Raw genomic sequence first — 20,332 nt, forward strand, 5'->3', positions numbered from 1 at the left:
GCCGTAGACGGCCATCCGCGCGGCACCAACGCCGCTACGGCCGCGAAACCCCGTAGCCGGCAGTCCTCGGCGTTCTGCCGATTCCTCGGCATGACCCGGAGCGTCGGTCAGTCAGGGCCACTGGCGTGGAGTCGCTGCCGGAATTTTTCCCGCTCCTACGCGTCTGTGAGGAAGCATGGTCAGGGTCTATGCAACCTTTGCAGAAAAGCGTTTGCATAGCCATGTCGCCGGGAATCGTATCAATGGCAATTGGCGCCAAAGCGTGGCGGCGTCCCAGAAATCCTGATGACTTGCGACCAAGCCATCCTCGTCAAAAGACAAATGGGTGCAGCCCGGAACATCGAAGGCATGCTGGCGCACTCTCCCCGTGAATGTCCATGCAACAAAGGCTTGTGCACCGCTGCCTATCTTCGTGTGAAATGCAAAACGAGGTGTCTCGACGGTCTCGAACATATGCTCGAAAACGGTACGGATGGCCGCGATGCCGCAGACTTCGTTGAACGGATCACAGAAGCGCGCCTGGGTTGCGTAATACAGGTCCAGACGTTCCAGCGACGAAGGCGACAGCGCGCCATACCATCCCAGTAGCGCGGGAAGGGTGCGCGGCGCAGGGGCAAATTGATTGTGTGGCATGTCGGTCATCATGATTCATGGTGGCGGGTCAATCGCTGTAGCAGCCCCAGGCTGACGCGGTACGGCAGCAGGCTGATCAGGCGAACCAGACGCGTAAAGCGTTGTGGGAACGCGATCTCGAAGCGACCGTGTTCCAGTCCGGCGACAATTGCTTCCGCTGCACCCTCCGGCGTCATGAGCGCCGGCATTCGGAAGTCGTTGCGCGCCGTCAGACGAGACTTGACGAAGCCGGGATTGATCAGGTAGACCCCCAGTCCGTGCGCATGGAGTTCGGCGTACAACAGCTCCGCAAGATTGATGAGGGCTGCCTTGGATGGGCCATATAGCGTGGCGCTGGGTAACCCGACGTACCCGGCGACGCTTGCCACAATGGCCAGTCCGCCCGATCGCCGCGAAAGCATTCGTGGCAGGACGACACTTAGACCGTAATAGACACCACAGACGTTGGTCTCCAGCGTGTCGTGCGCTTCCCGCGCTTCCAGTTGCCAGGGGCGAAGCGGACGGTAGTCGGCCGCGCAAAATACAACCAGATCCACGCCTTCCCACGCTTCGCACAACGCGTCGTGAGTCGCCTTCCAGTCGTCCGGCCTGCGCACATCCATGGTGAGCACGACGCCTTTGGGATGGCTTTCGATCACCGCGAGCAAGGCATCGGTTCGTCGGCCCGAAACCGCGACCCATGCCCCCTTTGCAAGCAATGCTTTGGCGAGTGCTGCGCCTATCCCGCTTGACGCGCCGACCAGCCAGACGCGCTTGCCATGCCAGTCGCGCAGCCGAGGGTTGAGGTGCAGACCGAAGGCCATGTCCGGATTCCTATGGAGCCGGGCGACGAAATACAATTGTCACCTGCCCAACTTCAAAGCCGAACTTCGTGACGCGGGCGCGGTTGATCATCGTCTGCGGATCGATAAGCACCATCATGTCGTCGAACTGCACGTCGTACAGCTTTCCATCGACGGGCAATTGCATGGTATAGCGCCAGCGCAGAACATTGCCTGCGGCCTCTCCCATGGCTGCACCAACGATATCGGGCGCCTCGCCTCGCCACGTACCGTCGGGCTGGCGATCGAGGGTCCATGTCCGTTCCTGTGTCGTGCCATCGCTGTAGCGGAATGCTTCGTGCAGGACGAACTGCTGCTGTGACATGCGCCCATCAAGGGCTACATGGAACCGTTTGACGACTTCGCCATTGCGCTTTTGGAACATTCCCCATGCTTCCGTCTTGCCGCCAAAAAACTGAGTGACCTCCAGCACTGGGTGCTCATGGGCGTACCGGCTCACATCGGGTGCGCTACACGCCGTGCCAAAGCTTGTAGCGATGCCAAGAACCAGGGCGGTCAGGGCTCTCATTGAAGTTCCTCCGATACGAGGCGTGACGGCATTTGCAATGTGGAAAGCGCACCCAACTTGAGCAGGCAGGGAAGGCCTGCGTAGGTGCAGGCGAGTGCCATGCCAGGGATACCCGTGGCGGGAAAGCCTGGCACATAGCCAAGCCAGGCCAGGCCGGGCAGGGTGAGTGCCGAGATAGCCAGACATAGCTTGCCTGTCAGCGTCCAGATACCGAAGCAGGCGCCGGCCCCCTCGCCGTCGGGTAGGCACTGCGCGAGAATGACAGGCGGTATCGCAAGATCGGCCCCCAGCGCAAAGCCACAGGCGACACATATCACGAGGAATGGCACCACGTCTCCCCGACCCAGTGTGGCCGCCCACACGAACGCCGCGATGGCTACCCATATTGCTGCACGCCACGCCCGTTGAGGGCCAATCCGTCTTGAAATCCCTACCCAGACTGGAAGTCCCATCGCGGCAGCCGAAAAGTAAATCGCGAGACCGGGTGTGACCCATCGAGGTGCCCCCAACCGATCTTCGATGAAAAAGACGGCCAGGGAGGCCGGTATTGCGACAGACAGTCCATTCAGGAAATAAGGCAGCAGAAGCATGCGGAACGGAGGGTTGCCCAGCACGGTCCTCGAGACGCTTACGATCAAAGGGCGGAGACCGCCGTGGCCCGATCGGCCGGTCCGACCGGGTGGCATCCTTTGCCAGGGAGGGGCGAAGCGGAGCACCCAGATTGCGCCGATCAGCAGAATGGCAAAGAGTGCGATGAACGGGACCATGGCGTTTCGCGGCGCCAGGTCGTTACGTCCGAGCAGCCAGGCGGGGCCCGCACTGGCAATGAGGACACCAAGAACGCCCGCACCCTCTCGCCACGCGGCTGCACGCGTCAACGCGTCGCAATTGAGCCCCAGGCTTGCGCCCCATGCGAGGTAAGCGACATTCATAAAGCTGTGTGCGGCGTAGACAAGGACCAGGGCGGCGGCGAACCAGGCCGTCAATGCCCACCCTGAGACCGGCGGCATCCATAAGGCCGCAAACGCTGCAATGAGGCATAGGGAAGTCGCCCACAGCGCAGGGCGCAGGCGACGGCTACCCCCCAGCGCATCTGCCCAGCGCCCGAGCCATGGATCTTGCACGGTATCGACAAGGCGGGTGAGCATCAGGACGAGTCCCGCCGTGGACAACGGCATGCCCAGGCGCGAGGTGTAATAGGCAGGGGCCAGGACATAGATGGGCAGCGCGACCATGGCAAGCGGCAGGCCCAGGGCGCCGTAAGCGATGAGGGAAGCCGGGCGTATCGTCATCGTGCCGGTCCGAGGAGCTTCTGACGCAATGCCGGATCCCGCGTCGATGGGTCAAGCCAGATGGCAAAGAACGCGCGCGCCAGGACCGGATCGTCGAGCCGGCCAGTTTCACGGTCATTGGCGTAGAAGCGCGCACCCTGCGCCGGCGAGTACACGCCGGTCAGGCAGTCCCCCGCGCGAACGTCGACTAGTACACGGGAAAGCGCATGGCGCCAAAGATCGGTTGTCGTGTCGGACAACGAATCGCCGTAGATACGGCGGATTTCATCGATGCTCGTTTCCACCAGGCGCTGCTGCGGAATGTCTCTGGCGTAGATGAGACGTAGCGCGAACGGCGCTTGTAGTACGTCCGGCGAGTTTGCCGCAGCCGCGGCGCCGCCGGAGACTGGTGGGCGGGCCATCCAGAGCTGCGCGACATAGACGCGCAGTCCGAGCCACCGATACTCGCCCTGGCCGATCATCCGCGCTTCAGGCAAGCTTTCCCGGCACGGCTCGGCGGCAATGCCGGGCAGCGCGGCGCATGCAAGAACAAGGGCTGCCAGACGGGCCATGCTAGTCCTTGCGCGTGAGAAGGAATTGCATGACGTCGGTGCGGCCCGCGTCGAACCCGACCTCGCAATAGCAAAGATAGAGCCGCCACATGCGTATGAATCCCTCATCAAAGCCAAGCGTCAGGATCTCTTCCACATGATCTTCGAATTGCTCGCGCCATCGCCGGAGGGTTTCGGCGTAGTCTTTGCCGAAGGCCAACACCTTGCAGCTCGAAAATCCGGCTCTGTCGGCTGCCCGGGCAAATCGCTCAGGGCTTGGCAGCATTCCGCCGGGAAAGATGTACTCGCGGATAACATCGCTGCTATGCCGATAGGCGTCGAAGCGAGCGTCATCAATCGTGATTGACTGCACCACCGCCTGGCCTTCCGGGCGAAGCCTTCGGGATACCTGGTCGAAGAACGTGGGCCAGTAGGCTTCTCCGACTGCCTCGAACATCTCGATGGACACGATGGCATCGTAGGTGCCATCCAGATCACGATAGTCGCGAAGCTCCAGCTCGACACGGTCCGTCAGGCCTGCCTGCTCAACGCGCGACTGGGCCATCGCAAGCTGGGCGGCCGAGATCGTGACGCCGTGCACCCGCACGCCGCGCCTGGCCGCGTGTAACGCGAACCCGCCCCAACCGCACCCGATTTCCAGCACGTGCATGCCTGGCTCCAGCGCGAGCACGTCACAGATATGCGCGTACTTGGCTTCCTGTGCCTCTGCCAGCGACCGTGCGCTGCGACCCTCAAAGTATGCCGCGGAATAGCTCCAGGTTTCGTCGAGCCACAGGGCATAGAACGGATTGCCCAGGTCATAGTGGGCATGGATGTTCCTTCGGCTGCCGTTGCGCGTGTTCCTGCGGAAAAGATGTCGCAGTTGATACCAGCGTCGGCTCAGCCATCCTCCGTGGACGGCGCCTGACAGGGCCGATTCATTCTCGAGGGCCAGGTGCAGCAAGGCGACCAGATCAGGGGTGTCGACCCATCCGGCGCGGTAGGCTTCAGCAAAGCCGATATCCCCAGCGCGCATGACGGCTTCGCACGCGCGCCAGTCCAGCAGCGTCAGCCGAGCCCCCGGCGCCTGATGCGGATCGCCGTAGATCGCCTCCTGCCCGTCCGGCCGTAGTAGCACCAGATGGCCCACGGCCAGGCGGTCGAGCGCGGCCAGGAACATCCTGGCGAATACGGACGTCCGGGACGGCAGCAGGGTGGGGATACAAGGTTCTAGCAGTGCACGCTGGCTGGAAGGCAGGCGGTTCATATGAAGGGGCGATGCCAGACAGAGGTGGGATTAGCCGACAGGCGGTACCGAAGGCGGTTGCTTTCCATGAAACGGAACCGACATTCGCCACAGACGCAAGGCCTGCCAGTGGATGCGTACAATGACCGCGATAGCAGCCCACGGCTGGCTTGCCAGGATTGTCATCATGCCCCCCAGCGTCAGGGGTGCTTTGCGGCCACCGATCGACGTACGAAGCACGAGGCCGCCGCTGTCGTCGTAATAGTCAATACCGACGTGCGCTACATCGTCTGTTTCGCGCACCCGAAAGGCGTAGTGTCCTTGCACCGTGTTAAAGGGCGACACATGCAGGCACTTTCGGGTAGCAAGGACGGTGGACGCCTGGATGGCGCCGAGGTCCGGCGCGGTGACAAGGTAGGCGTGGTGATCCCCGAACGTGTTATTCACATCGGCGACAAGCGCCCGCAATGCACCGGCCTTGTCGTAGCAATACCAGAAGCTGACCGGATTGAAGGCGTAGCCAAAGATGCGTGGCGAGGTCTGCAACCAGATCGGTCCGTCGTCTGGCAGCCCCAGGTCAGCCAGGCGTGGCCGAATCCATCGGCCGAGCCCGGTGCCATCGCGCGGTCCGTAGTCGCGTGTGTAAAGGCTCACGAGCCGCGGATGGTCGACCCCAAACCACCAACGCCGCAGGTTCGGCAGCGCATCGATGTCGACACGCAGGCAAAAGGTGGGGTACACGAAGCGATGGCGCGCGGGGCGCAGGCGTTCGTGCATGACGCGGCAGCGCAGGAGCCATGCAGCAGGCATCATAGTCGCGACCAGGCTGGCAGGGCGCCGAAGTCGCGGGCCACCCGCAGGGCCGACTTCAGGCCATCTTCGTGAAAGCCGTATCCGGTCCACGCGCCGGCGTACCAGGTCCGTCGTTCGCCCTGCAGAGCGGGCAGCCGTTGCTGTGCCGCAATGGCCGCGAGGTCGAACACGGGATGGGCGTAGTGGAAGCGGCGCAGTTCCGTGCCTGGCGCAGGCTCCCGAAACGCGTTCAGGGTAACGACGACGGGCGCGCGAAACGGCAAGGGCTGCAACTGGTTGAGCAGATAGCTCACACAGACCGCACGTTGAGCGTCACCGTGCTGGCGGCCCAGGTAGTTCCAGGCTGACCATACGCGCTGACGACGAGGCAAAAGCGTGGCGTCTGTGTGCAGGATCGCGACATTGGACGCGTAGCGCACGCTGCCCAGTACATCACGTTCGGCGGGTGACGCGTCGGCCAGCATCCGCAGCGTATCGGGCGCGTGCGTGGCGAAGACGATGGTATCGAAGCGTGATGTGCCTTCGTCCGTCATGACAGTTACACCGGCTTCATCGCGGCGCACCGCGCGCACGGCAACCCCAAGGCGAACATCATTGAGATGGCTGGCAATCCGGTTCACGTATTGGCGGGCGCCGCCGGCGACGGTGCGCCACTGCGGCCGGTTCCGGACCTGCAGGAGCGCATGATTCATGCAAAAGCGCAGGAACGTCGCGGCAGGGAAGCGCATCACGTCGGCGGTCGCGCAGGACCAGATGGCGGATGCCATGGGCAGCAAGTAGTGCTGACGAAAGGGTTGCCCGTACTGTCCTGCTTGCAGCAGATCTCCCAGAGAGCAGCCGCTGTTTTCAGCGAACGCCAGATGTGTTTGCGCGGCGCCATTGAACCGTACGATGTCCCGGAGCATTCCAAGGAATGTTGGGGAAAACGCGTTGCGTCGCTGCGCGAACACCGTACTCACATTGCTGCCGGCCCATTCGAGGCGCCCATCGTCAAGCGAAACGGCGAAGGACATATCGCTAGCGTGAGAACGCACACCCAGCGCCTCGAACATCGACACGAGATTGGGGTAGGTGCGGTCGTTGAACACCAGGAACCCCGTGTCCACGGGACAGGTGTAACCCTCCAGCGTGACGTCGACCGTATTGGTATGCCCGCCCAGATAATGGCCCGCCTCGAAAAGCGTGACGGCGTGGTCCCGCGAGAGCATCCAGGCGGTCGCCAGGCCTGAAATCCCAGCGCCTGCAACGGCAATCCGCAGTCCCTTCTGAGTGACCAAATATGCGCTCACGCTGCACCTTTCTGGCTTTTTTAGCGGTTGTTGATGCGGTTTGGAGCCGGGGTGCTAACATACCCCTACTGTCTCGGAAAGAAGGTTACTGCATAGTAACGAAATTTACAAATGGGTATTTTGGGCAAGCTCAGCTTCAAGGACCAAACCTTTCGCTTACGCCAGGACGCGATTCTGGATGCGACGACGCGTATCCTGGCGGATAAGGGGTTCGACCTGATGACGATGGACGATGTCGCCGGCGAGGTGGGCATATCGAAGCCCATCCTTTATAAGCATTTCAAGTCCAAGGACGACCTCGTGGGCGCTGCGATGATCCGACTCATCGATGGCGCCATCGACTTCCTGGAGCACCTGCCGCAGCAGGAAACCGCAATGGGGCGGCTGCGTGCGCTCCTTGCGTGGGCGCTGCGCGTACGACTCGAAGGTGGCCTGCCGTTCCTGCCATCCACCAGCCCGCATGTGCGCGAAATGCTAACGCACAACCTCAGCTACGTAACGCGCGTATTCAAGCTCAACGGCATCTTGAAGGGGCTGGTAGGGGAGGCAAAAAAGAGTGGCGATCTGGATGCCGCACTGCCAGACGATGTGATTTTGTTTTCCTATTATTCGCGGACCTGTGATCCTGCGGTCGAATACCTGCGTCTATATGCAAAATTGGATGACGAGCGAATCGTCGCGCATATGCTCGATGTGTGTTTCCATGGGATCGCTGCCACGCCCAGCCGCTAAAAGCCTGCGGGTAATAGAAAGAGCGATACGGTCTTCTCGGCCGCTGGGTGAATAGGAGCCGGAGACGGGCGGTGATCGACCCACTACAGTCGCTGGACCATGCGTCTGGCCAAGGCAGTTTCCTGGTGAAGCGGGCGTCTGAATGGCACCGTCGGGGCGGCATCGCACGTCGCTTCCTGACCGGCAACCGCCCGCTGGCCGGCCATTTTCCCTAGCAGCCACGACGCCATGCCTGATTTCCGAGCATGGCGTCGCCGATTGACAATGCCTCTCCTTAGACTTGCGCCTGTCCACCGTCAACAAACAATTCCGCGCCGTTGACGAAGCTCGAATCGTCGGAAGCGAGGAACAGGGCGGCACCGGCAATCTCGTCGGGCTCGCCTACTCGCCCCATCGGGATGCGTGACGCGAGATAGTCCAGCAACCCCTGCTGCTGCGTGACATCGGGACCGGCCAGTTCGACCAGGCCAGGCGTACGCGTGGCGCCTGGGCTGATCGTGTTGACGCGAACGCCGCGGTCCTTCAGGTCCAGAATCCAGCTACGGGCGAACGCCCGGATGGCAGCCTTCGAGGCGGAATAGACGCTGAAGGCGGCGGTGCCTTCAATGGTCGCGGTGGAGCCGGCCAAAATCACCGATGCCCCGCGGGAGAGCAGCGGCAACGCCTTCTGCACGGTGAACAGCGTGCCCTTGACGTTGCGGTCGAAGGTGTCGTGGTAGTGGCCCTCGGTGATGTCGCCAAGCGGCACCATCGTGCCGCCGCCGGCGTTGGCAAACAGTACATCGAGCCGGCCCTTCTCGGCGCGGATCTGCTTGTAGAGCAGATCCAGTTCTTCAGGCTTGGAGGAGTCCACACGCACGCCCGTGGCGTTGCCAATGGCTGCGACCGCTGCGTCGAGTTCGGCCTGCCGGCGGCCTGTGACATATACATGCGCACCTTCTGCGGCGAACCGCTTGGCGGTGGACAGTCCGATGCCGCTCGTGCCACCGGTTACGAGTGCGATCTTCTTTTCGAGTCTGCGGGTCATGGTGATTCTCCTTGCCTGATTTCGGTTGATTTCGGTTGACGTCGATTCGCGAGAGGCGATGGAAGAAGCATATCGACGGCCGCATCTTTTCGAAATAGAATTGATCGCAAACCATCATTGCGAAAATGAAATGATGAAATTTCCCGATTTCGAGGGGCTGGCGATGTTTGCCAAGGTGGCAGAAGAAGGATCGTTTGCCGCGGCGGCACGCGCCATGGGCGTGTCCGTGGCCACCGTGTCGCGCGGCGTTGCGAGGCTGGAGGAGCGGCTAGGTGCACGGCTTTTCAATCGCACTTCGCGGCAACTGGCATTGACGGAATTCGGGGCGTCGATTGCCGAGAAAGCGGGCGACATCTACCGACAGGCCGAAGAGGCAGAGAACGCCGCCCGGGAACTATCGACGCAGCCACGAGGCCTCATCCGCCTTTCTGTACCGATGTCCTTTGGCGTACGCTGGGTTGCGCCACTGCTCCCGGCGTTTTTCCGGGCATATCCAGAGGTCTCGATCGATCTGCACTTGTCCGATGCGACTGCGGACATCGTCGCCCAGGGATTTGACGCGGCGTTACGCATTGCCGCACTGCCGGACTCGTCCCTGATCGCCAGGCGCTTGTGCCCGGTGTCACAGACCTTGGTGGCATCGCCAGCGTACTTGGACGGCTTCGGTCGCCCAGCCCACCCCCGCGATCTCGTGGGCAGACCATGCCATTCCTATGCTTACCGGGCGCGTAGCGATGTTTGGCGCTTCGTTAATGACGCGGGTGAGGAGCACCCAGTGACGCCGGTGGGTCCGCTGCGCGTGACCAACTCGGAAGCGCTGCTCCCCATGCTACTGGCGGGGCAGGGCATTGCAGAATTGCCGGAATTCATGGCGGGCGAATATCTGGCCGACGGACGGCTAGAGGCGATCCTGCCTGGCTGGAGCCTGACACGCGGCGGACTGTACTTTGTCACGCCATCGGCACGAGCCCGGCCCGCCAAGGTCACTGCGCTCGCCGATTTCTTTGCAAAACACCTCTCTTCGCCCCCATGGTTGCGGCCGCCGGTTGATGGATCGGGCGCTCCACAGCGGGGGAAATAGCATTGGAATGACTCTTGCCGTCAGGGATTCTGCCCTCGTCTGCAGGGCTGTGAGAGACCGTGGCGCGTGTGTCAGGCGTTGAACAATCCTTAACGATTTGAGCCAGCCGAGGGCGAGGGCGCCCGCCGGCGCTACACGGCCGGTAAGAGTCCACGGCCTATCGAGCCGCCTGATGGTACCGGCTCGCAAACCGGGACGCGATTGCAGTCTTGTGCAGTCTCGCCCGGCGCCTCGACAACGGGAAGCGGCGAGTTATTTCAGGACTCTGGTCCGTCGGCTGGAATTTTGCATTCGGACCAGAATCCCTGCATCACAATCAGGGTCCTCAGTCGGTCAGACCTGGTGTTATTGCGCGAGGAAATCGACGATGGCATTTACGGTGGCTTGTGGCTGCTCTTCCATCAGCCAATGACCGGCATTTGGGATGACCAGTTCCTTCACGTTGCTGGCGGCATTTCGCATGACTATTGCCTCGTTCCGGCCAAAGGACTTCTCGCCGCCAATTGCCAGCACGGGCATGGTCAACTTGGTCGCCAGCGATTTCTGATTGTCCTCGGCGTCCTGCGGAATTGACAGAAATTGCGCAAACGCGGAATGCATGGCGCCCGGCCCGGCATATATCCGGGCGTAGTGAACCCGCGTGGCCTCGTCGATCTTCGAGGCGTCCCCTGCGAATTCATTCCAGAACCTGTCCAGGTAGATTCGCTCCCGGCCTTTCACTAGCCGCTCGGCATCGGGGCCCCCAAAAGAGAAGTGCCACAGAGCCGGCATACGGACGATCTGCTCCCATGGCGGCACCCCGGGCACCGGAGCGTCCATCACGACCAGCCGCTTTGTCTTGTCCGGATAGCGCTCCGCATAGGCGAATGCGACCATGGTGCCAATGTCATGGCCGACCACGTCGGCCTGATCGATATTCAGTTGAGCCAGCACTGACCGGATGTCGGCCGCCTGCGTGCGCTTGTCATAGCCGCCGTCGGGGTGTGATGACAGGCCCATTCCCCGCAGGTCAGGAACCACGACGGTATGTGTGCTTGCGAGCTGGGCGGCCAGTGGTGCCCACATGTCGCCCGTGTCGCCGAATCCGTGCAGCAATACCACCGCCGGCCCGTTGCCCCCCACACGTACAAACAAAGTGGCTCCGTCGGTCTGGACATTCTGATTGCGAAAGCCCGGCGGATATGGCTTCACCTGTGCGTGCAAAGGGTGGGCCATGGCAACCATGAGGGCGACTACGGCAAGCAGTTTTCGCATGGCTTCCTTCTTTGAGCGTGACGGGGCTTTACCAGTAAGTGGCTTCTTAATCGCTGAAATGACAGTGCACTATAAGATGCTTCTCAAGCGTAGTGCATGCCACGCGCAGCGCAAGGCCCAGGACCTGTCAAACTCATATCGAATTTAGGCGCGACCCTTTTAGATGGGAGCAGGCCGCCATTGACGGCAGAGGGCCATCCGTCGCGGCAACGCGTAACGGCCTCGTCAGTCGTGTGTGAGAGCAGACGTGTTGTAGATCTTCTCGCACCAGGCGGAACTTGCGCCCAGCAGCCGCGAGAGCTTTGCGGCGGCAACGAGCTGAACGCGCGCGATTTCGGTGCGCTCTGCTGCCTGCAGCCGCGAAGCCGGCCCGGAGAGTGTGAGGGCAGCCAGGAACTTGTCGCCTGAGCCGAAGAGCGGCGTCGCAAACGCCGCCGTGTACACGTCGCGCACCCCTGAAGTGAACCACGGCAGCGGCTCATCGCGATTTGATGAGGCTTCCCCCTTGCCCCAGTACTTGAGTACCGAACCAATCGCAGTGTCGTCGAGCGGCAGGATCGTGCCAGGCAGACGGGTTTCTCGCAGGCCCTCACTGGGTTCGGCGCGGTACAGACACATGCGTTGCTCGTCGCCGTGCAGCACGTAGTACGACGCGCTTTCCCGCGTAGCCAGGGCGAGCTCCTGCAACACAGGCTCGATCACGGAACCGAGCTGAAACGATTGCTCATACAGCTTTCCCAGATAGAGCAGGCGCGGACCCAGCGCGTAACGGCCATCGGCCGTGCGCACCACATAGCTCATCCTCTCCAGGGAGTTCAGCAGCCGAAAGACGGTCGTCTTATGCATCCCCGACGCCGTCGACAGGTGTGCAAGGGACAGAACTTCCGAGCCGAGCCGGAAGCAATCCAGCAGGCTCAGTGCCTTTTCAACGGCGGCTACCCCGTGATTACTCATTTTTCATTCCCGACGCAGTTTCGAGCATTGTACTGTGTACAACATGATTTTGCAGGGTACACGGGTATACGCCTAGTGGAAGGGCGACCGGGAGCGACTATAGTTCTCTCAGATTTGTAAAACAGTGTTGTACATAGTACAACGACAACAACAACAACGGAGACCACCATGCGAGCAATTCGATCCCGCGTTCTTCTCTTCGCTGCAATGGCCATGACCGCCGTGTCGGCCCAGGCAGCGTGGCCAGAGGACCGGCCCATCGAGGTGTATGTCGGATTCGCCGCAGGCGGCGGAACCGACTTGCTCGCCCGTGCGATGGCACCGTTTCTGCAAAAGCACCTGGGCGGGAAGGCACGCATCGTTGTGGTCAACAAGCCGGGCGCCTCGGGCGAGATTGCTTACCTGTCGCTTTCAAGGGCCGCACCCGACGGTTACACGATCGGCATCATCTCGACGCCTTCTTTCCTGACGATTCCCATCCAGCGCAAGCCTAAATACGATCCGGCCGCCATCGCTCCGCTGGCACGCGTCATCGACGACCCAACCATGTTTGTGGTCGCTGGCGACAGCAAGCTGGCGTCGATGGCCGATCTGGTCAGGCAGCTCAAGGGCAATCCGGAAGGCCTGTCGATGGGCAGCAACGGCATCGGCACGAACGGCCATATGGCTGCATTGGCCCTCCAGCGGGCCACCGGCGCCAAGGTCAACCACATCCCCTTTGCCGGAACGTCGCAGACGAAGACCAGCCTGTTGGGCCATCACATCGACGTCATGGCGATGAGCACCACCGAATTCACCGAAGCCGACCGCGCGTCGAGGGACGTGAAGGTGCTCGCGCAACTTGGCAGTGAACGTCGACAGGGCGTCGTGGCGGACGTGCCAACGGCCCGTGAACAGAACCTCGACATCACGATCTCGTCCGAACGAGGCTTCGCGGCACCGCGCGGACTGCCGCCCGCCATTGCGAAGCGCCTGCAGGACGCCATCGAGGCCACCACCAAAGACCCCGAATTCCTGTCCCGCGCCGTGAATGAGGCGCGGGGTATCTCCTATCTGTCCGGCGCGGCGTGGACGCAGCACATGACCACGCAGCGCGGCAAGTTCGAAAGCCTGTGGAAGACCGCTTCCGCGAAGTAACTGCAACCAGCAGGTCCTATTTGTTTGTCCGTCACATCTGGAGTCGTATATGAGCACCCAAGCCAAAGCATCCCCCGCGATCCGTCGCGATTTTGAGCGCGTGTCCCCTGAACTGGTGGAGCGTGCTTCGAAGTTCCAGGCCGCCATCCTGGCGGATGTGGTCGGCCGTCGCGGCACGCTGAACGCCCGGGTGCAAGGCCTGTCGCCGGCGATGAAGGTGTGCGGCCCGGCGCTGACCGTCGAGGTGCGCCCGGGTGACAACCTCATGTTCCATGTGGCGCTGGCCATCGGGAAGCCTGGCGACGTCATCGTGGTCGATGGCAAGGGCGACCAGACAGCGGCGCTGTGCGGCGAGATCATGGCCACGCAGGCCCAGGCGTCCGGTTTCGCCGGCTTCGTCATCGACGCCGCCGTGCGCGATTCGCATGAACTGGCCAGTGGCCCGTTCCCGGTGTTTTCGGCCGGCACCAATCCCTGCGGTCCCACCAAGGCCATCGGCGGCCTGGTGAACTGGCCAGCATCGGTAGCGGGCGTGGCCGTCAATCCGGGCGACCTGATCGTGGGCGATGCCGACGGCGTGGTGGTCATCCCGCGTGAAGACGTGCCGGCCATCCTGGAACTGGCGCAGAAGAAGGTGGACGCTGAAGCAAAGCGTATCGCCGCCATCAAGGCCGGCGAGCTGCGTCCGGGCTGGCTGGACAAGGAGCTGCGTGCCGCCGGCGTGCTGGCTGAAGGTGAATCGCTGTGAGCAGCATGAAGAAGCCCGCTCTACTGGTCACGGGTAATGACCTGGCGCCGCAGGCGCTTGAACTGCTGAAGGACTTTGAAGTGACCTTCGCGGGCAAGCAGTGCAGCGAGGAAACCGTGCTGGCACTGGCCAAGGAAAAGGACCCGGTAGCCATCATCGTGCGCTACGGCAAGGTGGGGGCGACGATCATGGATGCCGCCCCTTCGCTCAAGGTGATTTCCAAGCACGGCAGCGGCATCGACGTGATTGACCAGAAGGCGGCCGCCGAGCGCGGCATCGCGGTGAAGGCGGCAGTGGGGGCGAATGCTGCCGCCGTGGCCGAGCATGCGTGGGCGCTCATCCTGGCCTGCGCCAAGGCGGTGCCCCACCTGGATGACCGTATGCGCGCTGGCCACTGGGACAAGTCGACCCACAAGTCCATCGAGCTGAATGGTCGTACGCTGGGCCTGGTGGGTCTGGGCGAGATTGGTCGTCGCGCCGCCGCGACCGGTGTGGCGTTGGGAATGAATGTGATCGCGTTCGACCCTTATGCCAAAGCTGTGCCCGCCGGTGTGACGCTGGTGGACAACCTGCCGCAGCTCTATCGTGAGTCCGATGTGGTGTCGCTGCATTGCCCGCTGACGGAAGAGAACCGCGGGATGCTGAACCGCGAGACGCTGGCCCAGTTCAAGGACGGTGCGATCCTGGTCAATACGGCACGCGGCGGTTTGATCGACGAACCGGCACTGGCCGAGGCGCTGACCAACGGCAAGCTCTACGCGGCCGGGCTGGACAGCTTCGCCGCCGAGCCGATGACCGTTCCCCATCCGTTCCAGCAAATCCCCAACCTTATCCTGTCGCCGCACATCGGCGGTGTCAGCGACGCGGCCTATGTGAACATGGGCGTTGGCGCAGCAAAGAACGTGCTGGCTGTACTGCAGGACACGGTCGCTTCGGTGTAAGTGAAACCCCCAGGTTTCCTCAGATAGAAACAGGCATCACCGCGGGTCAGGCAGCAAGCCGGACCCGCCGGAGGTGCCAGGAGACAATGATGTTGCATCGCGCATTTTTCCGTTTGGCTTCTTTGGTCACCGTCATCTCGGCCGTCGCCGGCGTGGCCACACCCGCACTAGCCGCTTACCCGGACAAGCCCGTCCGGATCGTCGTGCCGAATCCGCCTGGCGGCGCCGTCGATGTGGTGACACGCAAGATCGCCCAGAAGTTGACTGTGCAAATGGGCCAGAGCTTTGTGGTCGAAAACAAGCCCGGTGCGTCGGGCACGATCGGCACCACGCAGGTCGTGAACGCGCCGGCGGATGGCTACACGCTGCTGGCCAACGATAACTCGTACACGACGCTGCCCTACGTTTTCAAGAAACTGAACTGGGACCACCAGACTGCGCTGGTGCCCATCGCACCGTTCGCCTTCTCTCCGGTGGTGCTCGGCGTGAAAGCCGATTCGCGGTTCAAGGATCTCGCGTCACTAGTCAGCTATGCGAAGGCGCATCCTGGTGAGGTGACGTTCGGAACGGGCGGCCCAGGCAGCTCGCCGCACTTTGCCGCCGAAGCCTTCCAGCAGGCGGCCGGCATCAAGCTGATGCACGTGCCGTACAAGGGTGCTGGCGAAGCCATGGTTGGACTGCTGGGCGGCAGCGTCGATCTGCTGGTGGTGTCCACGCCGACCGCGGTGGCGCCGGTCAAGGGCAACCAGATGCGGCTGCTGGGCATCAGCGGCAAGAGTCGGGTCGACGTGTTCCCGAATGTGCCGACGTTTGCAGAAGCCGGCGTACCGGCCTTCAGCCTGTTCAACTGGTCCGGCCTGGCTGCACCGAAGGGCACGCCCAAGGAAGTCATCGCCCGTCTGCAGTCGGAGGTCCAGAAGGCGCTCCAATCGCCCGACATGAAGCAATTCCTGGCGCAGATGGGTTCACAGCCTGGGAATCTGGATAGCGGCGCATTTGCACAACTGATCCAGAAGGAAACTGCGCAATGGGCCACCGTTGCACAGAAGGCCAATATCGAAAAGCAATAACCCGGAGACCCACGATGTTGCTGCTTGCGCCACCTGCCGTTCGCGATGCGGCCGTGCTCACACGGCTGCCGGAATCTTTTCGCCGGCAGGATCGGGACAACGCCTGGTCGCTCGCCAATCGCGGCGGGGCGCTCACCGATTCCTTCCTGGAAGGGCCGGTCTGGTCGGATGGATATCTGTGGGTGACAGATATCCCCTATGGCCGCGTGTTTCGCGCATCGATGCTCGGCGACTGGGAGCTGATTGCCGAGTATGACGGCGAGCCGAACGGCATGAAGCGGCTGGCCGGCGGCGACTTCCTGATTACCGACTATCGCAATGGCCTGATGCGGCTGGACCCGAAGTCCGGCACTGTCACACCGTTCCTGGAGCGCCGCAACTCCGAGCGCTTCCGGGGCGTGAATGATCTGACCTTCGATTCGGACGGCAACCTGTATTTCACGGACCAGGGCCAGACCGGCATGCACGACCCCACGGGCCGCGTGTATCGCCTGGCACCCGATGGCAAGCTCGATGTGCTGCTGGCCAACGCGCCCAGCCCGAACGGGCTGGTCCTCTCGCCGGACGAGAAGGTGCTGTACGTGGCCATGACACGCGGCAACTGCGTATGGCGCGTGCCGCTGCAGGCCGATGGCTCGGTCAGCAAGGTCGGCCAGTTCTTCACGTCGTATGGGCCGAGCGGCCCCGACGGGCTGGCCATGCGTGCCGATGGCTTTCTCCTGGTCGCCAATCCGGGGCTGGGCTATGTCTGGGTGCTTAACCATCGTGCCGAGCCGGTCGAAGTGATTCGCACGCCCGTGGGGGCATCGCTCACCAACCTGTGCTTCGGCGGGGCCGACGGCAAGACGCTGCTGATGACCGAGTCCACGACGGGCTCGATCCTGTGCGCGGAGATGCCGGAAGGCGGCGCCCCGGTGCATGGCGGACGTTTGGCATGACCACCGGACCGATCCCCGTCCTCGACTTCGCCGGCGCGTGCGACTGCCATATGCATATCTATGACAGCCGCTATCCGGTGGCGCCGGGCGCGACGCTACGGCCGGCCGATGCCTCGGTCGACGACTACCGCCGGGTCCAGCGCCTGCTGGGCACGCAGCGCGTGATCGTGGTGACCCCATCGACCTACGGCACCGATAACGCCAGCACCACCGATGCCATCGCGGCGCTGGGCCCGTGCGCACGCGGCGTGGCGGTGGTGGCCGATGTCACTGACGATGAACTGGCGCGGCTGCACCGGGCGGGCATTCGCGGCATCCGCTTGAACCTGACGCTGCCCGCGCCGGTATCGCTTGACGACCTGCCTGCGCTGGCCGAGCGGATTGCCGCATTCGGATGGCACCTCCAGCTCAACCTGCCGCCCGAATGGCTGCCCGACGCGGCCGGCATGCTGGCGGCGCTGCCAGTGCCGATGGTGTTCGACCACTATGGCCATCTGCCGCTCGGCAAGCCGCAGGCGGAGTCGGCCTTCCGCGTCATTGCCGATCTGGTGTCAGCCGGCAATGCCTGGGTAAAGCTGTCGGGCCCTTATATCGAATCGCTCGACGGGGCTCCGCACTACGGCGACATGCAGCCCCTGGCGGCGCGCTACCTGAATCTGGCGCCGGAGCGGATGCTGTGGGGATCGGACTGGCCGCACCCCTCGGCGCAGGCCAGGGGTGGCCAGCCGGTCGACGATGCCGCCGTGCTGCGCACGTTCATAGGCTGGTGTGGATCGTCCGACACAGCTCAGCAGGTGTTGGTTCGCAATCCGCAAACGCTTTACGGGTTCGGGGACGTCATCCCGGCCTGAGTCGTACCGCAAGGAAGAACTGGAGACATGATGTTCGAATCGCTTCACCTGTCGGCCCGCGTGCGCAAGCTGGGCATTTCGGTCTGCCTGGCCGCCGCATCGTTTGCCTTGGGCGCAGCCAACGCGCAGACGGATTGGCCTGCCAACAAGGTCATCAACTACATCGTGCCGTACCCGGCGGGTGGCACGACCGATATCCTGGCGCGCCTGATCGCGCAGAAGGTCGGGCAGGCGCTGCATACCACCATCGTGGTCGAGAACCGCCCCGGCGCCACCGGCGCCATCGGCTCGGCCTTCGTGGCCCGCGCCGCACCGGACGGCTACACGTTGCTCGGTGCTTCGACCGCTTCTCACGCCATCAACCCGGCGCTGCATCCGAAGCTGCCGTATGACGCGGTGAAATCATTCACGCCGGTGGCGCTGCTGGGCACCATCCCAAGCGTGCTGATCGTCGGGCCGAACAGCCCTTACAAGAGCGTCAAGGAACTGGTGGCCGCTGCCAAGGCCAAGCCGGGCACCGTGAGCTACGCGTCGGGCGGCAACGGCACGATCCTGCAGATGTCGGCGGAACTGCTGCAGCAGCAGGAAAGCGTACGCATGAACCATGTGCCTTACAAGGGCGACGTCCCGGCGATCCAGGATGTCATGGCTGGCCATGTTGATTTCATGTTCGCGCCTACCGCGCCGATTCTTCCGCACGTACAGGCCGGGAAGCTGCGCGCGCTGGCCGTGGCCACCGCAGCGCGGGTGCCAAGCCTGCCGAACGTGCCGACGATGGCCGAAGCGGGCGTCGCGAACTTCGAGGCGGAGCAATGGCAGGGTGTCTTTGCACCGGCCGGCACGCCGCCTGCCATCGTCCAGCGGCTCAATGCCGAGATCAATAAGGCTTTGCAAGATCCCGAGGTCAAGGCGCAACTGGGCAAGCTGGGGATCAAGATCGTTGGCGGAGCGCCCCAACGGCTCGCCGAGATCCAGAAGGCGGATATCGCCAAGTGGAGCCGCGTTGGCAAGGCGGCCAACATCACGCTGGAGTGAACCATGGTTGACAGCATGGAAGCGAGCAGATCGTGGCCCCGCCTGTATCAGTTTGCATAACCACCGGAGCAAGACGTTGTACACCGCAGTTGCCGAACACCAAGAGCCCAATCTGGAAGCCGACACCATCAGGAAGGTTGCCTGGCGCATCGTCCCGTTCCTGATGGTCTGCTATTTCTTCAACCTGCTGGACCGGGTCAATCTCGGCTTCGCGGCGCTGGAGATGAACAAGGACCTGGGATTCAATGCCGCCGTCTATGGACTCGGCGGCAGCATCTTCTTCGTCTCGTACTTTCTGTGCGAGGTGCCGAGCAACCTGGCGCTGCAAAAGGTCGGCGCGCGCCGCTGGATTGCGCGGATCATGATCTCGTGGGGCCTGGTCTCGGGCGCCATGGCGTTCGTGTCGGGCGAGACGTCGTTCTATACGATTCGCTTCTTGCTGGGCGCTGCCGAAGCGGGCTTCTTCCCGGGCGTCATTCTGTACCTGACCTACTGGTTTCCGTCGGCCTATCGGGCGCGCATTGTTGCTACGTTCATGGTGTCGATTCCGCTTGCGAGCTTCCTCGGGTCGCCGCTGTCGGCGGCGTTGCTGCACGTGCACGGCTTTCTGGGCCTGAATGGCTGGCAATGGCTGTTCCTCCTCGAAGCCCTGCCCGCGGTACTGCTCGGCATTGCCTGCCTGTTTGTGCTGACCGACCGGCCGCAGGTTGCCAAATGGCTCGACGCGGACCAGAAGACGTGGCTGGAACAACGCCTGGACAGTGAACGCGCGGGCAAGAAGCTCGTCGGCAAGGCGTCGATCTGGAAGCTGCTCTCGAACCGGCATTTCCTGGTCATGGCGCTGGTTTGTTCGGGCGCGTCGGCCGCCGGTACAACACTGTCGCTATGGCAACCGCAACTGTTGAAGTCGTTTGGGTTGTCGACATTCGAGACCGGCCTGATCAACGCGGTGCCGTACGGATTGGCATGCGTTGTCATGGTGCTCTGGGGGCGGCATTCGGACAAGACCAGCGAGCGCCGCTGGCATACGGCCATCCCGCTGGCCTGTATCGCCGTGGGGCTGCTGGCGACGCTGGTGGCTCCCGCGCTGGCCACGACGATGCTGGGCTTGAGCCTGGCGCTGTGCGGGGCGTACTCTTTCAAGGGCCCGTTCTGGACACTTTCGTCGGGTTGGCTCGATTCCGGCTCCGCAGCGGCAGGGCTGGCGGGTATCAATGCGGCATCGAACCTTGTCGGCGGCGGAATGATCTCGCTGGTGGGTCTGATCAAGACTGCGACGGGAAGCTACGGACTTGCACTCCTTCCGCTGGTTGCGCTGGCATTGCTCGGTAGCATGAGTTTGTTGTGGATCAGCCGGAGTGCCAGTCCCGGTGGCAGCAGCGCGAAACAATAGCTGGATGCGGTTGCCGTG

The 20,332-nt window shown here is 62.8% G+C and carries 21 protein-coding genes; 10 read left to right on the forward strand and 11 right to left on the reverse strand.

The genetic code is table 11. The annotated features are described in order from the left end of the window. Nucleotides 1–186: 186 nt before the first annotated feature. Genes ACIGJC_RS18765 through ACIGJC_RS18800 form a run of 8 tightly spaced genes read right to left on the reverse strand, consistent with a single transcriptional unit; the run spans nucleotide 187 to nucleotide 7,072 of the window. Entirely contained in the window at nucleotides 187–645 is a 459-nt protein-coding gene (locus ACIGJC_RS18765; protein WP_483713599.1) for a nuclear transport factor 2 family protein, read from the reverse strand. Further along, nucleotides 642–1,436 (reverse strand): SDR family NAD(P)-dependent oxidoreductase, encoded by a 795-nt coding sequence (locus tag ACIGJC_RS18770; protein ID WP_483713600.1) that lies wholly within the window; start codon nucleotides 1,434–1,436, stop codon nucleotides 642–644. The genes ACIGJC_RS18765 and ACIGJC_RS18770 overlap by 4 nt, the downstream gene beginning before the upstream one ends. Nucleotides 1,437–1,446: 10 nt before the next feature. Beyond that, nucleotides 1,447–1,983, reverse strand: coding sequence for a DUF3833 domain-containing protein (locus ACIGJC_RS18775; protein WP_483713601.1), 537 nt, complete (start codon nucleotides 1,981–1,983; stop codon nucleotides 1,447–1,449). Continuing rightward, complete coding sequence (locus ACIGJC_RS18780) at nucleotides 1,980–3,275, reverse strand: MFS transporter (RefSeq protein WP_483713602.1); 1,296 nt, start codon at nucleotides 3,273–3,275, stop codon at nucleotides 1,980–1,982. Before ACIGJC_RS18780 ends, ACIGJC_RS18775 begins: the two co-directional genes overlap by 4 nt. Beyond that, entirely contained in the window at nucleotides 3,272–3,826 is a 555-nt protein-coding gene (locus tag ACIGJC_RS18785; protein ID WP_483713603.1) for a chalcone isomerase family protein, read from the reverse strand. Before ACIGJC_RS18785 ends, ACIGJC_RS18780 begins: the two co-directional genes overlap by 4 nt. Nucleotide 3,827: 1 nt before the next feature. Further along, a complete protein-coding gene (locus tag ACIGJC_RS18790; RefSeq protein WP_483713604.1) occupies nucleotides 3,828–5,072 on the reverse strand; it encodes a class I SAM-dependent methyltransferase in 1,245 nt (414 codons plus the stop codon). Between the two features lie 30 nt (nucleotides 5,073–5,102). Next, entirely contained in the window at nucleotides 5,103–5,828 is a 726-nt protein-coding gene (locus ACIGJC_RS18795) for a DUF1365 domain-containing protein (protein WP_253074890.1), read from the reverse strand. Nucleotides 5,829–5,860: 32 nt separating this feature from the next. After that, nucleotides 5,861–7,072, reverse strand: a complete 1,212-nt coding sequence (locus ACIGJC_RS18800) for an NAD(P)/FAD-dependent oxidoreductase (RefSeq protein ID WP_483714472.1) — start codon at nucleotides 7,070–7,072, stop codon at nucleotides 5,861–5,863. A gap of 192 nt (nucleotides 7,073–7,264) precedes the next feature. On the opposite strand from ACIGJC_RS18800, the gene ACIGJC_RS18805 reads away from it, so the two are divergent. Next, nucleotides 7,265–7,885: a TetR/AcrR family transcriptional regulator gene (locus ACIGJC_RS18805; RefSeq protein WP_483713605.1), complete on the forward strand. Its 621-nt coding sequence runs from the start codon at nucleotides 7,265–7,267 to the stop codon at nucleotides 7,883–7,885. Between the two features lie 274 nt (nucleotides 7,886–8,159). Here the strand turns inward: ACIGJC_RS18805 and ACIGJC_RS18810 are convergent, their stop codons facing one another. Then, nucleotides 8,160–8,912, reverse strand: a complete 753-nt coding sequence (locus ACIGJC_RS18810; protein ID WP_483713606.1) for an SDR family NAD(P)-dependent oxidoreductase — start codon at nucleotides 8,910–8,912, stop codon at nucleotides 8,160–8,162. 130 nt (nucleotides 8,913–9,042) lie between these two features. Between ACIGJC_RS18810 and ACIGJC_RS18815 the strand changes: the two genes are divergently transcribed. Continuing rightward, nucleotides 9,043–9,993, forward strand: coding sequence for a LysR family transcriptional regulator (locus ACIGJC_RS18815; RefSeq protein ID WP_483714473.1), 951 nt, complete (start codon nucleotides 9,043–9,045; stop codon nucleotides 9,991–9,993). Nucleotides 9,994–10,338: 345 nt separating this feature from the next. Here ACIGJC_RS18815 and ACIGJC_RS18820 read toward each other — a convergent pair whose 3' ends face one another. Next, nucleotides 10,339–11,247 (reverse strand): alpha/beta fold hydrolase, encoded by a 909-nt coding sequence (locus ACIGJC_RS18820; protein ID WP_483713607.1) that lies wholly within the window; start codon nucleotides 11,245–11,247, stop codon nucleotides 10,339–10,341. A gap of 225 nt (nucleotides 11,248–11,472) precedes the next feature. Then, nucleotides 11,473–12,201, reverse strand: a complete 729-nt coding sequence (locus ACIGJC_RS18825) for an IclR family transcriptional regulator (protein ID WP_483713609.1) — start codon at nucleotides 12,199–12,201, stop codon at nucleotides 11,473–11,475. A gap of 168 nt (nucleotides 12,202–12,369) precedes the next feature. On the opposite strand from ACIGJC_RS18825, the gene ACIGJC_RS18830 reads away from it, so the two are divergent. The 8 genes from ACIGJC_RS18830 (at nucleotide 12,370) to ACIGJC_RS18865 (ending at nucleotide 20,314) form a co-directional block, all read left to right on the forward strand. Next, nucleotides 12,370–13,338 (forward strand): tripartite tricarboxylate transporter substrate binding protein, encoded by a 969-nt coding sequence (locus ACIGJC_RS18830; protein ID WP_483713611.1) that lies wholly within the window; start codon nucleotides 12,370–12,372, stop codon nucleotides 13,336–13,338. A 49-nt stretch (nucleotides 13,339–13,387) separates the two neighbouring features. Next, nucleotides 13,388–14,086 (forward strand): RraA family protein, encoded by a 699-nt coding sequence (locus ACIGJC_RS18835; RefSeq protein ID WP_483713612.1) that lies wholly within the window; start codon nucleotides 13,388–13,390, stop codon nucleotides 14,084–14,086. Nucleotides 14,087–14,091: 5 nt separating this feature from the next. After that, on the forward strand, nucleotides 14,092–15,027 hold the full coding sequence (locus tag ACIGJC_RS18840) for a hydroxyacid dehydrogenase (protein ID WP_483713614.1): 936 nt from the start codon (nucleotides 14,092–14,094) through the stop codon (nucleotides 15,025–15,027). A gap of 89 nt (nucleotides 15,028–15,116) precedes the next feature. Continuing rightward, nucleotides 15,117–16,097, forward strand: coding sequence for a Bug family tripartite tricarboxylate transporter substrate binding protein (locus ACIGJC_RS18845; RefSeq protein WP_483714474.1), 981 nt, complete (start codon nucleotides 15,117–15,119; stop codon nucleotides 16,095–16,097). A 14-nt stretch (nucleotides 16,098–16,111) separates the two neighbouring features. Further along, nucleotides 16,112–17,035 carry an SMP-30/gluconolactonase/LRE family protein gene (locus ACIGJC_RS18850; protein ID WP_483713615.1) on the forward strand — a complete coding sequence of 308 codons (924 nt, stop codon included), beginning with the start codon at nucleotides 16,112–16,114 and terminating at the stop codon, nucleotides 17,033–17,035. Continuing rightward, complete coding sequence (locus ACIGJC_RS18855) at nucleotides 17,032–17,886, forward strand: amidohydrolase family protein (protein ID WP_483713616.1); 855 nt, start codon at nucleotides 17,032–17,034, stop codon at nucleotides 17,884–17,886. Before ACIGJC_RS18850 ends, ACIGJC_RS18855 begins: the two co-directional genes overlap by 4 nt. Nucleotides 17,887–17,916: 30 nt before the next feature. Next, the gene (locus ACIGJC_RS18860) at nucleotides 17,917–18,921 is read left to right on the forward strand and encodes a Bug family tripartite tricarboxylate transporter substrate binding protein (protein ID WP_483713617.1); all 1,005 of its coding nucleotides are present in this window, start codon (nucleotides 17,917–17,919) and stop codon (nucleotides 18,919–18,921) included. A gap of 76 nt (nucleotides 18,922–18,997) precedes the next feature. Then, complete coding sequence (locus ACIGJC_RS18865; RefSeq protein WP_483713618.1) at nucleotides 18,998–20,314, forward strand: MFS transporter; 1,317 nt, start codon at nucleotides 18,998–19,000, stop codon at nucleotides 20,312–20,314. Nucleotides 20,315–20,332: the final 18 nt, after the last annotated feature.

The sequence above is a fragment of the Cupriavidus sp. C3SS-1 genome (genome assembly GCF_057073755.1).